This window comes from Fructobacillus sp. EFB-N1, from assembly GCF_001038455.1.
Classification (GTDB): domain Bacteria; phylum Bacillota; class Bacilli; order Lactobacillales; family Lactobacillaceae; genus Fructobacillus; species Fructobacillus cardui.
In genome coordinates, this window is the sequence record NZ_LDUY01000013.1 from 1 (window position 1) to 13,578 (window position 13,578).

The following is a 13,578-nucleotide window of genomic DNA, read 5'->3' on the forward strand; positions in this document are numbered from 1 at the left end:
ACCACGGTCATAAGATGATAAAATTAAATGGCTCAAAGAATTTCTCCTTTTGGTTGGTCTAATCAACTACCATTGTAAAGAAATTCTTTGGGTTTTTATTTTAAATTTTCTCGTTCGAATTAATTATAGAATCTGCCATTTTAAGAAAATAAATTGAAAATAAACACAAAAAAAGATTGTCAAATGACAATCTTTTTTGCTGCTTTTTATTATGATTTGGAATATTTTACTTTTTTTCGGCTTTTTTAGCCCAAAACTGGAAATAATCGACCCGTAACTGCCCGTTAAACAGTTTGCGCTTTTTCGTCGCTTTTTGACCAAAAACTTTTTCAAATGATAGGTCAGAAGTTAGGATATATTTCGACCAGTAAGGCAGACGACTATAAACCGCTCCCATCTGCTTATAAAGCCCTTCGGCTTCTTCAAGTTCACCGAGCCGTTGACCATATGGTGGGTTCGCCACTAAGACGCCACGCTCTTCTTCTGTTTGCCAATCACCAGCAGCCAGAGCCTCAAAGGTAATGTCTTGAGACAAACCCGCATGCTTAGCGTTTTCTTGGGCAATTTTGACCATTTTCGGATCAATATCATAACCGCGAATATTCAATGGCGTGTCGTAATCGGCTTGATCTTCGGCCTCATCACGAATCGTATCCGAAAGGCTGTGGTCAAACCAGTCCATCTTTTCAATATCAAAGTCACGGGTCAAACCTGGTGCTAAGTTGCGACCAATCAAAGCAGCTTCAATCGGAATCGTTCCAGAACCGCAGGTTGGATCGACAAAGGGTAAGTCCTTTTTCCAATTAGTTAACAGCACTAAGGCTGCCGCAAAGTTTTCTTTCAATGGCGCTGGCCCCTTTTCAACTCGGTAACCGCGCTTAAAGAGTGATGGCCCGGTTGTGTCCAAAGTCAACATGACTTCGTCCTTGGCCACCATCACTTCTAATTGTGCAAAAAAGCCAGTTTCTGGTAAACGAGTCCGAACGTGAAAGGCTTCCTGCAAGCGGGAAACAATCGCTTTTTTCGTAATTGACTGGACATCTGGCACCGAGTGCAAAGCTGATTTTTGAGACCTTCCCGCCACCGGAAATTCTGAGTCATAATTGAGGTAATCTTCCATCGGCAAAGCCTTGATGCCCTCAAAAAGCTCATCAAAGGTTGTGGCATGAAAGGAACCAATCACGATTTTCACTCGATCAGCAGTCCGGAGCCACAAATTAGCCCGTAAAATATCGGCCTGAGTCCCTTCAAAGAAGACTCGGTAGTTTTCAACCTGAACATCAAAGCCCAGGTCCTTTAATTCTTGGCCTAAGACGGACTCCAAGCCCGCCGCAACTGTTGCCATTAAACGATATTTCTTTTCCATCATTTTCCTTTTATAATATAAATACTATGATACTCAGTGAATTCTTTGCCCTAACAACTTACCTACCAAATCAAACCGAAGTGTTTGGCCAAGTCAAAGACGACCGTGACCAAATCAGGCCCCTGGCGCAATTACGCTTTTTCAACCAACAAAGCGAAGTCGCCTTTGTCGCTGGCAAAAAGCCATTAACACTTGGCCAACTGCAAACGCGGCTCAGCCAGGTCAGTCCAAAAATAAAACTGGCTTGCCTGGTCGACCAGACTGGCCCCAAACCTCTACTAGGTTTTCACCAGGATAACCTCGGTCGCTTAATTTTACAATAAAATCAACCGCTTCTCAGCTTTTGACTACGTTTTCAATGTTTTTAGAGGTCATCTAACTTAAAAGTTGGCACAATTGGCTGCTTTTTTTCAGGCTGATTTTGCCCCTGATCATTGGCCGGCCTTGCTTGATAAACCACACCACGGCGCTTTTCTTTGGCGATTTGGACCGCCTGAGGCGAGGTCAAATTATCACGTTGCCAGTTCACCAGGATGGCCTCAATATAGCGCAGACTTCGAGCATTATTAGCGACTGCTTCTTGAATCGCCAAGACCATCATGTTTGGATCAAAGTGGTCTTGGTCAAACCACTGAGCCACCGTTTGCATTTCCAGAGGAGAAAGGTTGCGACCAAATTCTCCCTGCAAAATCCGGACAACTTCTTGACGGCTTTTTTCACCAGCCGAAACAACATTATTGGCCGGCCTAAGACCCTGGCCGTGTAGCAAGCGGTCGTAAAGTGGCAAAAAATCATAGATTTCACCCTGGCGTCCTTGACCGGCAACCTTCATTAACCCACGATCAACCATCGACATCAGTCGACTAACAACCGTTTTTTCTGTGACTTTCATTATCCGAGCAACAACCTTCGGGTCGGCTTGGTCGCCCTGGTCTTGGAGGCGTTTAACCTGCAAGAAAAGGACCAAATCATCATTGTCAAAACCCAAATCCTGGTAATGCACGAGTAAAGCGTTTTCCAGGCTAGTACTCCCGGCCTGCAAGAAGGCCTGTAATTTATCGTCCATCAAACCCTCCTTATCAATCGTTACAAAAGCGCCCAAGGGTACCTTGGGCGCTTTTTGTCTGCTTTATGGACGCAAGCGGTGCGTCATCCGTGGGAATGGAATAGCTTCGCGAATATGTTCTTCGCCAGTCACGAAAGTCACCATTCGTTCTAATCCAAGGCCAAAGCCTGAGTGTGGCACAGAACCATACTTACGCAAGTCCAAGTACCAACCGTACTCATCCATGTCCAAACCTTCTTTTTCAATCTGAGCTTTCAAATAGTCGTAATCCGTATCACGTTCGGATCCACCAATAATTTCACCGTAGCCTTCTGGTGCCAACAAATCAGCGGAAATAACGACATCATCACGGTCTGGATGGCGCTTCATGTAGAAGGCCTTGATTGCCTTCGGAAAGTTGACAATAAAGACAGGCTTGTGGAAATGGTTAGCCAAGAAAGTTTCTTCAGGTGAACCAAAATCAACACCCCATTCCACGTCAAAATCGTTTTCTTGCAACAACTTGATGGCATCATCATAAGAAACGCGTGGGAATGGTAACTGCGTGTAAGAGCGCAAAAAATCCTTGTCACGGTTTAACAAGTCCAATTCCTGGTCATTTCTTTCCAAAACCTTTTCAATCAAGAAGGCAACATAGCGTTCCTGCAATTCCAAGGATTCCTCCTGGTGCATAAAAGCCATTTCAGGCTCAATCATCCAGAATTCTGTTAGGTGACGCCGTGTCTTTGACTTTTCGGCACGGAAGGCCGGTCCAAAAGTAAAGACCTTTGAAAAGGCCATAGCACCCGCTTCGGCGTACAATTGTCCGGTTTGTGACAAGTAAGCTGATTGACCAAAGTAATCGGTCTCAAACAAGTCGGTCGTTCCTTCAGGAGCCGAACCAGTCAACAAAGGAGCATCCAACTTGATAAAACCTTCCTGGTTGAAGAATTCGTAAGTGGCTGCAATCAAGGTGTTGCGAATCTTCAATGTGGCAAATGGCTTGATGTGACGCAAGTAGAGGTGGCGCTCATCAAACAAAAATTCCGTACCGTGTTCCTTGGGCGTGATTGGGTAATCATGACTTTCACCAATGACTTCTAAGCCGGTAATGCTGATTTCGTAGCCAAATGATGACCGATCATCTGCATGAATTTCGCCGGTCACATACAATGATGTTTCCTGCTTCAAATCCTTGGCCAAATTAAACAATTCCTCTGAAACGTCAGCCTTAGCGACCACGCCCTGGAAAAAAGCAGTTCCGTCACGCAATTGCAAGAAGGCCATCTTTCCGGACCCACGCTTTTGCCGTAACCAGGCACCAATTTTTACCGTTTGGCCGACGTACTTTGGTGCATCGACAATTTGGATTGTTGGAATCGTTGTTTCACTCATAAATTATTCGGGCTAATGCCCTACTCCTCACATTTTACTTATTAACTTTATTATGATAAAAATTTTGGCAGTCGTCAACTAGGACAAAAACTTACTGAACAAAAGCCAAAATACGGTTCAGAGCCTCATTAATCGTCTCTTGATCCTTAGCATATGATAGGCGCAAATAGCCCGGCATTCCAAAACCTTCACCGGCCGGAATGGCAACGTGAGCCTGCTCCAAGAGCGCAGTGGCAAAGTCAATCGTTGACTTTAGGCCCAGCTTGTCCAAAAGATCTTGATCAACCTTAAAGAAGAGGTAAAAGGCCCCTTCTGGCTTTTGTGCAACAGACAAGCCCGGAATAGCCGTTAACTTATCGTAGGTTGCATTCAACCGACTCTCAAAGGTAGTCCGCATATCTTCAACCATTTGTTGGTCGACCGTTAAGGCGGCCAAGGCAGCATACTGGCTAACGGCGGCCGGATTCGAAGTCATGTGGCCCAAAAGCTTATTCATTTCAGCAATGATTTTTTCATCGGCAATCGTCCAGCCAAGACGCCAACCGGTCATCGAATAGGATTTTGAAACCCCATCGACAATAATCAAGCGGGAGTCCTTGATTTCCTTCAAAGACAAAGCTGACGTAAACGTTTGCCCGTTATAAACCAATTGACCATAAATTTCATCAGACAAAAGGAAACTATCGTGGGCGTCGGCCCAGTCCAAAAGTGCCTGAACTTCATCTCGACTATAGACCTGGCCAGTTGGATTGGAAGGATTATTAAGAATAATCAACTTCACGGGTCCGGCAACCTCATCGAGGTCAGCTGGCGTCAACTTCATCGCTGCCGTCTTGGGCCTAACAGTGGTGGCAACCCCACCCGCCAAGCGAACCTGTTCAACGTACGAAACCCAATAGGGTTCGGGCATTACAACTTGGTCACCGGGGTTTAAGAGTACCTGCATAATCGTGTACAAAGACAACTTGGCACCGGAAGTCACCGTCACCTGGTTAGGCGACAAAACCTGCCCCGTTTTCTCGGTCATTTGTTCAGCAATTGCTTCTCTTAATGGTAAAATCCCACCGACGGGCGTGTAAAAAGAGGTTTGACCGCCTTCGATGGCTTCAATAGCCGCTTCACTAATGGCCTTGGGCGTCGTAAAATCAGGTTCCCCAACGCCAAGGTTAATCACGTCGATTCCTTCGGCCGCCATCTGCTTGGCTTTTTTAGAAACTGCGAGTGTGGCTGAGGGTTGAACAGCCTGGGTCCGCTTTGAAAAATCACTTGCTTGCAACATCATCTTCTCCCTAAATTCCATTAATTGCCCGGTAAACGGCACCGGTCTTGTAATCCATTGTCAAATAGTTCATGTCGCCATTTTGGCTTTCATAGCTGATTTCCCAGACCAAAGTTTTTTGGTAGAGCGACAAATTGGCCGAGTAAACCTTCTTTGGATTGTATTTGGCTTTGATTTGCTTTAATAAATCAGCCCGTGACAGGCCATTGCCAAAGTCAAAGGTCGTGACAGTTCCGTGCTGTCCCTTGACCAAGGCTACTTTTTGCTGGCCATCACTATCCTTACCAAGCACGGCATAAATGGTGCCGTTGCGATCATCTTCTGTGACACCATGCAGGTTCGTCAAAGATGTTTTTTGACTAACCGTTTTTTGCACGTTAGATTCAGCTCTGGCCATCGGCTGTAATGCCATGTAGGCGTAGGCATAAATGGCACCAGCCACAATCAAGAAAATTGCCACCAAGACGATAAAAAATTTAACCCAAGAAAAACGTTTGGGCCGGGCCATTCTGACTCGTAAGTTGTCGTGAACTTCCATAAAAATTCTTTCTCCGATTTGTCATAACTATTGTTCATTATAGCAAAAAAATAGCCAAGAAATTGGATAATATCCAAGCTCATGGCTATTTAATCGTTATTCTGCTGTTGAAAGTTCAGTTGCTTCCTTAGCAGCCTCGGCGTAGGCAATCACTCGCTTCATGGCCTCTTCTAATTTTTCAGTCGAAGTGGCGTAAGAAATGCGAACGTGGCCTTCACCACCGGCCCCAAAGACAGAACCAGGAATTGTTCCTACCTTGGCCTTTTCACCTAATTCATAGACAAAGGCTTCATCGTCTTGTGGCAAGAAATCAGGAATCTTAGCAAAGATGTAAAAGGCACCCTTTGGTGTTGGAGCCGTAAAGCCCGCTTCCTTCAAGCCAGCTAGGACAATATCGCGGCGCTTTTGGTAGATATCACGCATTGCCTTTGGCGCTTCCCTGGCTTCTGTTAAGGCAGCTAGAGCACCGGCCATCATTGGTCCGGGCGCTGTCGTGACAACACCGGAATGGGCCAAGCCAACCATCTTCATCAAAGCTTTTGGACCGGCAATAAAGCCAACTCGGTAACCGGTCATTGCATGTGACTTTGACAAACCACTAATCAAGATGGTTTGTTCTGGAATATAGTTCGTAATCGACTTATGTGTTTGACCATAAGTCAATTCCGCATAAATTTCATCCGACAAAACTAAGATATCCGTCTTTTTAATGGCTACAGCCAAATCTTTAAGCTCTTGTTCATCATAGGTAACACCAGTTGGGTTACCAGGGAAGTTTAAAACCAAGCCCCTTGCTTCTGGGTGCTCTTGAATTGCCTTTTCAAACATTTCTGCCGTAAACAGATAAGATGGCGCCGTGTTAATTTCAACCACCTTCAAGCCAAGGCGCAAGGCCTCAGCTTGATAGAAACAAAATGTTGGTGTTGGCACCAAGATTGTTTCACCGCGGCTAAAGAGTGCAGACAATGAATCATAGATGGCTTCTGAAGCTCCGATTGTCACCGAAATTTCACTTTCTGAATCATAGACTGGACCAGACAAACGTTCATGAACATAGTCGGAAATAGCCTGACGCAAAGCCAAAGTTCCCTGTGAAGGCGCATAATGTGAGTCATTATCATCAACCGCTTTTTTAACGGCCTCCTTGACTACATCTGGAACCGCAAAATCAGGTTCACCAAGGGTGAGCTTGATGATATCCGGAACTGCGGACAACTTGATGTCAACTGCTCGGATGGCCGCTGGCGGCACGATCTCGAACAATTGGTTATACTGCTTCGACAAACTTTCTTTGACTTGAACCATGAAAACCACTCCTATTCTATTCTAAACAAATCCTTTTACATTGCTTTGCACCATTCTACCATATTATTAAAAATAAATTAGAGGATTTTATCTAATCCAATCTCTAATCCATCAATTTCATCGACTTTTCGAATTGAACGAGCGACTCCAGTCATGAAAGACGAACGATTATTTGTGGATTGTTTAATTGTTAACGTTTCTCCATCAGAACCAAAGACAACTGTCTCCTCGGCTAAGATGCCTGGCAAACGCATGGCATGCACCGGTACTCCCTGACTTTGATCACCACGGGCCAAAGCGTCCGAATGTGGAATAGCAGGTTCTTCTTGACGAGCAGCAACAATCAAATCAGCGGTGGCCTTTGCCGTCCCAGATGGTGCATCGACCTTGTCCTCATGGTGGGCCTCGATGATTTCGGCTGCAGGCAAGTACTTAGCTGCTTGACCGGCAAACTGCATCAACAAAACCGCTGTAATTGAAAAGTTAGGAACAACCAAGGAAGATTGGTCATTTTCCAAGGCCAAGGCCCGCAATTTTTCAAAATCATCTGCTTGTAAGCCAGACGTCCCCATTACCAAGTCAAAACCATGAGTCAAGGCGTATTGGCCATTTTCAAAGGCAACAGCAGGATTAGTCACATCAACCCAAACATCAGCATTGACGTTAATGTCTGCTAAGTCGATAAAGGTTGGAACAGTGCCTTCTTGATCATCCGGCTGTTGGTCGAGCGCCCTTTTAGTCGTTAAGCGGCCAGCTAATGAAAAATCAGCTTGGTCCTCGATCAACTTTTCAATCGACTGGCCCATTTTCCCTTGGGCGCCTGCGAGAAAGACGGTTTTCATGCAACAACTCCTTGCCGGCCTAATACGGCCTCTACTTCTGCTGTTTGCTGCTCAGTCAATGGCAGCAATGGTAAACGTAACTGATTTTCAATCAAGCCTTGCTTAGCTAAGATGGCCTTTATGGGACTTGGCGATGGATGAGAGAACAAAACATTCATCCGTGGTGTTAAGAAGCGTTGGTACTGACCCGCCAAGGCTACATCACCTGCTTCAAGAGCGGCAAAGAGTGCCTGCATCTCACGACAATAGAGGTGTGATGCCACCGAAATCGTGCCCGCGCAGCCAATGGCCTTTGCCGCCAATGTTTGGCTATCTTCACCGGTGTAAACAGCAAAGCCTTCTGGCGCTTGATCAACCAAAATGGCCAAGTCATCAATTGAAGTCACTTGCTTAACCGCATTAATATTTGGATGGTGAGCCAAGAATAAGACAGAATCATTCGTCAACGAAACGCTTGATCGACCAGGAATGTTATACAACATCAATGGTACTTGGCTGGCATTGGCGATGGCCGTAAAGTGGGCAATCATGCCGTCCTGATCGGGCTTGTTGTAGTAAGGCGTAACAGCCAAAATGCCAGTCACACCCTCGATTTGGCTGGCTGTCTCAGCCAAGGCCACGGACTCTGCCGTGTTGTTTGTCCCAACGTTAGCAATAACAGGTCCCCGGCCGTTCACATACTGGGCAAAGTGACGGTACAAGGACAGGCGTTCCTCCTCCGTCAACGTAGGTGATTCACCGGTTGTACCACCGATGACAAAGCCCTGCGTTCCTTCACTCAATAACTTATCCGTTAAACGGTCCAAAGCCTCATAATCAATTTCGTCCTGACTGGTAAATGGGGTAATTAATGCGGTAATCAAATTTGCTGTCATCATCAAAAGCCATCCTCTTTCATCTTTAGCTATAGCGATTTCTTGTATTTCTTTCATCATTTTTAACCGGCAAGCTGAAAAATCAGTTTACCTGGGTGCTACTTATTGGGCCATTCGTTGTTTAAAATAGGCAACCATTGCCTGAACACCGGCGTTTAAGGCCTGCTCATCGGGGTTTAGCCGGGCATCATGGAGGCTGTGTTTGGGGTCACCAACCCCAAGCCAAAACATCGTGCCTGGGAACTTATTTAGTAGGAAGCCGAAGTCTTCGCCAGTCATTGCCGGCTGTGCTTCTGCAAAGTCAACTTCCGGATCTTCTTCCATAAAAGCCATAAAGGCTGCCGTTGTTTTTGGATCATTTTCAACCGGGTAATAACCACCCTGAATGAGCTCCAAGTTCATTTGAACACCAAAGGCAACGGCAATCCCATCCGCAATTGCGCGGACCCGTTTTTGCATCATCTCCAAGTCCGCTTGGGTAAAGGCCCGAATCGTCCCGGCTAATTTAGCTTCACCAGCAATGACGTTGCCAATCGTGCCGGCATGAAAGAATCCAATTGTCACGACCCCACCATGAATGGGGTCAACATTGCGGGAAACCACGGTTTGCACCTGGCTGACAAAGGCAGCAGCGGCAACCAAAGCGTCCTTAGCCTGCTGGGGATAGGCTGCGTGACCACCCTGGCCAACAATCTGAAGATGAATCTCCGTTGTCCCGGCAAAAAGTGTACCCTTTTTGGTTGCAATCTGACCGGCCGGCATGGCTGGCTGGTCATGCAAGGCATAAAGTTCATCTGGTTTAAAATCACCCGTGAGCGCGCCGGCTTCATACAAACGTTTACCCCCGGCCTCGGATTCTTCTGCCGGTTGAAAAATAAAAATCAGATTATCTTTAGGCTGATTTTTTGCAAAGTAAGCCAAAATTCCCAAGGCAACCGTCATATGAATATCGTGACCACAGGCATGCATCACACCGGGGTGTTTCGAAGCAAAAGGCAGGCCTGTTTCTTCCTCAATTGGTAAGGCGTCAATATCAGCCCGGTAGCCAATTGTTTTCTCCGAATTTGATCCCGCCAAGCGGACCAACAGGGCCGTTTCAACTTCTGGTACCTCTTTGATTGTTAAGAAATCACTCGCAAAGGCGGCAATTGTTTTTTTCAAATATTGTTGCGTTTGTACTTCATGCAAAGCCAACTCTGGAATGGCGTGTAAGTCGCGCCGAACCTGCGCTAAATTAATTGTTGAATCGGACATCAAAGCCTCCCTTTCATGGACCATGAAAACTTCTCTCTAATCAGCTAGGTTGCGCGGCCATCTTCCAGTCGTTTGCTAGCAAACTTTGTGTTTACAAATCGCGTAAGGCAGCAACCAAGGCCGTCTTTTGCTCTGTTTGAGCATCGATTTGCTTAATGACCTTAGCCGGTACACCAGCCACAACTGTTCTTTCAGGAACGTCTTCTGTCACGATGGCACCTGCGGCAACAACCGCTCCGGCACCAACTTGAACCCCTTCGATGACAACGGCGTTGGCGCCAACCAAAGCACCATCGCCAACACGGACAGGTTCTGCTGAAGCAGGTTCAATCACACCTGCCAAAACAGCACCGGCACCAATATGGCAGTTCTTTCCAACTTCAGCTCGGCCACCCAGAACAGCGCCCATGTCAATCATCGATCCAGCACCAATTTTGGCACCAATGTTAATCACCGCCCCCATCATAACCACGACCTGGTCATCGATTTGAACTCGGTCACGAATCAAGGCCCCTGGTTCAATGCGGGCATTCAAGTGCTGGGTGTTCAACAATGGCACCCCGGAATTACGGGCAATTAGTTCAACGTGGTAGTCAGTAATGGCTGCCTGGTTGTCATCCAAAATTGGTTGGATAACCTGCATATCACCAAATACAGTCCCAGTTTTTTCTTCAATAAAGGCTTGCACATCATTTGGCCAAGTAATTTGAGCCAAATCACCTGCTAAGGTCACCTTTGCCGGTGTCTTCTTCTTAGAAGTTGCCAAGTAATTAATAATCGCCGCTGTATCCATTTCAGTCATGTTTTTGTTTTCCTTTTCGAGTTGTTTTCTTCTTATTTAAGTCTAATTGTTTCTTTCAGTCGGGCAAGGTAGGTTAATGAAATCAACCAAACCTTGCCACTGCTGATTTTACCACTTGCCAGGTAACTGGTAAGCCCGGTCATGGCTGGTCAAATCAGCTAGGCTTTCGCCTTCTACCACCAGTTGTGAGAGGCCGTTTTCAACAAAAACCACGGCTGGCACAGGATTGCGGTTGTAGCGGGAAGCCATTGAGTACCCGTAAGCACCGGTATTCAAAACGGCGACCAAGTCGCCTGGCTCTGTTGCTGGCAATTCTTGATCTTGAATCAAGACATCCCCCGACTCACAATACTTACCCACTAAGCGGACATGTTCTGCCGGCGCTCCATGAACGTTGTTGGCCAAGACCGCCTGATAATCAGCCTGGTAAAGGGCTGGACGAATGTTATCACCCATTCCCCCATCAACGGCCAAGTAAGTCCGCACACCCGGGATATCCTTGCGAGAACCAACGGTGTACAAGCTGTAACCGGCTGGCCCTGCGATTGAACGCCCTGGCTCAATCCAAATATCCGGTTGGGTCATGCCCTTCTTAGCCGTTTGTTCCTGGACGCTCTTCAGTAAGGCCAAAACGAGGTCTTCTGGTAGGCGTGGCTTATCAGCATCCGTGTAGGCAATTCCAAAGCCACCGCCAAGGTCCAATACTTCTGGTTGGTAATCCCATGAAGCACACAGGTCAACTAATTTCTGGCCGGCTAATTCAAAGCCATCTTCCTCAAAAATTTGAGAACCGATGTGGGCTGACAAACCAAGCAGGTGCAAGCTTTCATCGCCTTCAGCGATTTCATAAGCTCGCTTAGCTTGACCAGATTCCAAATCAAAACCGAACTTGGAGTCGACTTGACCGGTTTGAATGTAATCATGAGTGTGGGCTGACACGCCAGGAACCACTCGCAAAATCACATTTTGTTGTCCCTCTCGGCCGGCCATAACCCGGTGCAAGAGGTCAAGTTCCAAGAAATTATCAACGATAATCGTACCAACCCCGGATTCAACGGCAAAGGTCAAATCAGCCAGTGACTTGTTGTTTCCGTTATAAGAAACATTGGCCATCGGGAAGCCGGCGGCCACCGCCGTGTAGATTTCACCGGCGGAAACAAGGTCCAAGTGCAAACCTTCTTCAGCAACTACCTGGTACATGGCCTGGCAAGCAAATGCTTTGGAAGCATAGGCAACGGCCCCTTTTTGACCGGATTGTTCAAAGGCCTGCTTGAAGGCGCGCATCTGCTCGCGCATGGTCAAAACATCATAAACGTACAGTGGCGTTTGGTATTCCTTAGCCAAATCAGTGGCTAACACGCCGCCAATCATGAGTTGGTCTTGGTCGTTTACTTGCAAGTGGTTTGACATAAGAATCTTTCCTTCTTCTCTCTTTTCAATCAAAATATTATTAGATGGGCTTAATCAACCAGGTACCGTGCTAAGCGGTCTTGGAAACGAATGGTGATTTCCCATGGATCGATTTCGCAATAGTGGGAAAAGTCAATCAGTGTGTTTTCCTTGTCCTGATTTTTACCAATGAAAGTCACCTTAGTTCCGACCTGAACTGGTTCTTCGAGAGCAATCATCAGTTGGTCCATGGCTAACTTGCCAACAATTGGGGCTTTCTGGCCGTTGACCAAAACCTCAAAGCCAACTGCTTCACGTGGTAGGCCATCCCCGTAGCCGATTGGCAAAGTCGCGATCCATTGGGGCTTGGTGGTTTGGTAAGTGGCACCATAGGAAACGGAGGCACCTGTTGGCAGTTGCTTAATCATGACCACCTCGGATTCGAGTGTCAAGACCGGTTCCAGGTAATTGTCAGGCTTTAATATCCCTTCGGATGGCTCAATACCATAGACCGAAGTTCCTGCTCGAATGACATCCATTGGCATCTGACCAACCCGGTATAAAGCTGCGGCCGAGTTAGCCAGGTGAACCATCGGTGGCATTGGCAAGCCATCGGTTAACTCATGCCAGGTTGCTAGCTGCCCTTCAAAGTATGTCGTGTCAACATCATCGGCCGTAGCAAAGTGAGTCATAATGCCTTGGTAAAGTAAGAAATCAGCATCTTGAACGTCATCAATAGCAGCGCTTAACTCTTCTCGGTTACGAAAACCAATCCGGCCCATGCCCGTGTCGACCGCCAAGTTAACCTGGAGCTTTGGACCGCCAAGACGCAAATTGGCTTCAGCCTGCTTCAAAGTTTCACGATCAGCAACCGTGGCAATGATTTGATAATCGGCCATTAGCTGGGCAAAATCAGGAGACGTGAGGCCCAAAACCAAGATTGGCTGACAAAAGCCGGCTTTCCGTAAGGCAATTGCCTCATCCATCACAGCAACGGCTAAGCCATCGGCACCACCTTCAACAGCAGCCTGACTCATTTCCAACAAACCAAAGCCATAAGCATTGGCCTTCACCGTCATGAAAATAAAGTTAGCGTGGCTACTCTCACGCATGACTTTTAAATTTTTGGCCACCGCTGCCTTTGAAATCAATAAACGACTTGGACGGTGATTAGCGACAACCATGTGAGCCTCCTTAGGCAATAAAAAAATCCAAACAACGGGGGTTTATCCCTGTCGTTTGGATTATTGTCTAAAAATAGTCACAAAAAAACAGTTGAATAGCTCCCCGCTGCATTTGCAGCGACAGTCCAATAGCTCTTAACTATTGGCCCAGCGAAATGGCTCTGACCCCATCAGCTTCGGCAACCGCCCCTTTCGCGAACAATGTTCGGTACTCTTGTTGGTTGCGACCTCTATTACTTATTAAGTTGCCATTAATATACATGAGATTTTTTCTCATGTCAACACTCCTGACAAAATAAATTAT

At 46.6% G+C, this 13,578-nt stretch carries 13 protein-coding genes and 1 riboswitch; of the genes, 1 reads left to right on the forward strand and 12 read right to left on the reverse strand.

Annotated features, from left to right (window positions below; translation table 11 throughout):
- Positions 1–226: 226 nt before the first annotated feature.
- Complete coding sequence (locus FEFB_RS03925) at positions 227–1,366, reverse strand: class I SAM-dependent RNA methyltransferase (protein WP_047974951.1); 1,140 nt, start codon at positions 1,364–1,366, stop codon at positions 227–229.
- Between the two features lie 26 nt (positions 1,367–1,392).
- Here FEFB_RS03925 and FEFB_RS03930 point away from each other — a divergent pair, with 26 nt between their 5' ends.
- Entirely contained in the window at positions 1,393–1,689 is a 297-nt protein-coding gene (locus FEFB_RS03930) for a hypothetical protein (protein ID WP_047974952.1), read from the forward strand.
- 41 nt (positions 1,690–1,730) lie between these two features.
- Here the strand turns inward: FEFB_RS03930 and FEFB_RS03935 are convergent, their stop codons facing one another.
- The 11 genes from FEFB_RS03935 to alr form a co-directional block, all read right to left on the reverse strand.
- The gene (locus FEFB_RS03935; RefSeq protein WP_082131908.1) at positions 1,731–2,432 is read right to left on the reverse strand and encodes a DnaD domain-containing protein; all 702 of its coding nucleotides are present in this window, start codon (positions 2,430–2,432) and stop codon (positions 1,731–1,733) included.
- A 63-nt stretch (positions 2,433–2,495) separates the two neighbouring features.
- Positions 2,496–3,806 carry an asparagine--tRNA ligase gene (asnS, locus tag FEFB_RS03940; RefSeq protein ID WP_047974953.1) on the reverse strand — a complete coding sequence of 437 codons (1,311 nt, stop codon included), beginning with the start codon at positions 3,804–3,806 and terminating at the stop codon, positions 2,496–2,498.
- A 91-nt stretch (positions 3,807–3,897) separates the two neighbouring features.
- The gene (locus FEFB_RS03945; protein ID WP_047974954.1) at positions 3,898–5,085 is read right to left on the reverse strand and encodes a pyridoxal phosphate-dependent aminotransferase; all 1,188 of its coding nucleotides are present in this window, start codon (positions 5,083–5,085) and stop codon (positions 3,898–3,900) included.
- A 10-nt stretch (positions 5,086–5,095) separates the two neighbouring features.
- Positions 5,096–5,593: a hypothetical protein gene (locus tag FEFB_RS03950; RefSeq protein ID WP_152666233.1), complete on the reverse strand. Its 498-nt coding sequence runs from the start codon at positions 5,591–5,593 to the stop codon at positions 5,096–5,098.
- Between the two features lie 126 nt (positions 5,594–5,719).
- On the reverse strand, positions 5,720–6,928 hold the full coding sequence (locus FEFB_RS03955; protein WP_047974956.1) for an aminotransferase class I/II-fold pyridoxal phosphate-dependent enzyme: 1,209 nt from the start codon (positions 6,926–6,928) through the stop codon (positions 5,720–5,722).
- Positions 6,929–7,005: 77 nt separating this feature from the next.
- Positions 7,006–7,770 (reverse strand): 4-hydroxy-tetrahydrodipicolinate reductase, encoded by a 765-nt coding sequence (gene dapB / locus FEFB_RS03960; RefSeq protein ID WP_047974957.1) that lies wholly within the window; start codon positions 7,768–7,770, stop codon positions 7,006–7,008.
- Complete coding sequence (dapA, locus tag FEFB_RS03965; protein ID WP_047974958.1) at positions 7,767–8,648, reverse strand: 4-hydroxy-tetrahydrodipicolinate synthase; 882 nt, start codon at positions 8,646–8,648, stop codon at positions 7,767–7,769. The genes dapB and dapA overlap by 4 nt, the downstream gene beginning before the upstream one ends.
- 99 nt (positions 8,649–8,747) lie before the next feature.
- Entirely contained in the window at positions 8,748–9,902 is a 1,155-nt protein-coding gene (locus tag FEFB_RS03970) for an N-acetyldiaminopimelate deacetylase (RefSeq protein ID WP_082131909.1), read from the reverse strand.
- A gap of 88 nt (positions 9,903–9,990) precedes the next feature.
- Positions 9,991–10,701: a 2,3,4,5-tetrahydropyridine-2,6-dicarboxylate N-acetyltransferase gene (dapD, locus tag FEFB_RS03975; RefSeq protein WP_047974960.1), complete on the reverse strand. Its 711-nt coding sequence runs from the start codon at positions 10,699–10,701 to the stop codon at positions 9,991–9,993.
- Between the two features lie 108 nt (positions 10,702–10,809).
- Entirely contained in the window at positions 10,810–12,111 is a 1,302-nt protein-coding gene (gene lysA, locus FEFB_RS03980; RefSeq protein ID WP_047974961.1) for a diaminopimelate decarboxylase, read from the reverse strand.
- A 50-nt stretch (positions 12,112–12,161) separates the two neighbouring features.
- Positions 12,162–13,274, reverse strand: a complete 1,113-nt coding sequence (alr, locus tag FEFB_RS03985) for an alanine racemase (RefSeq protein ID WP_047974962.1) — start codon at positions 13,272–13,274, stop codon at positions 12,162–12,164.
- 88 nt (positions 13,275–13,362) lie between these two features.
- A riboswitch (Lysine riboswitch) is annotated at positions 13,363–13,515 on the reverse strand.
- Between the last annotated feature and the right edge of the window lie 63 nt (positions 13,516–13,578).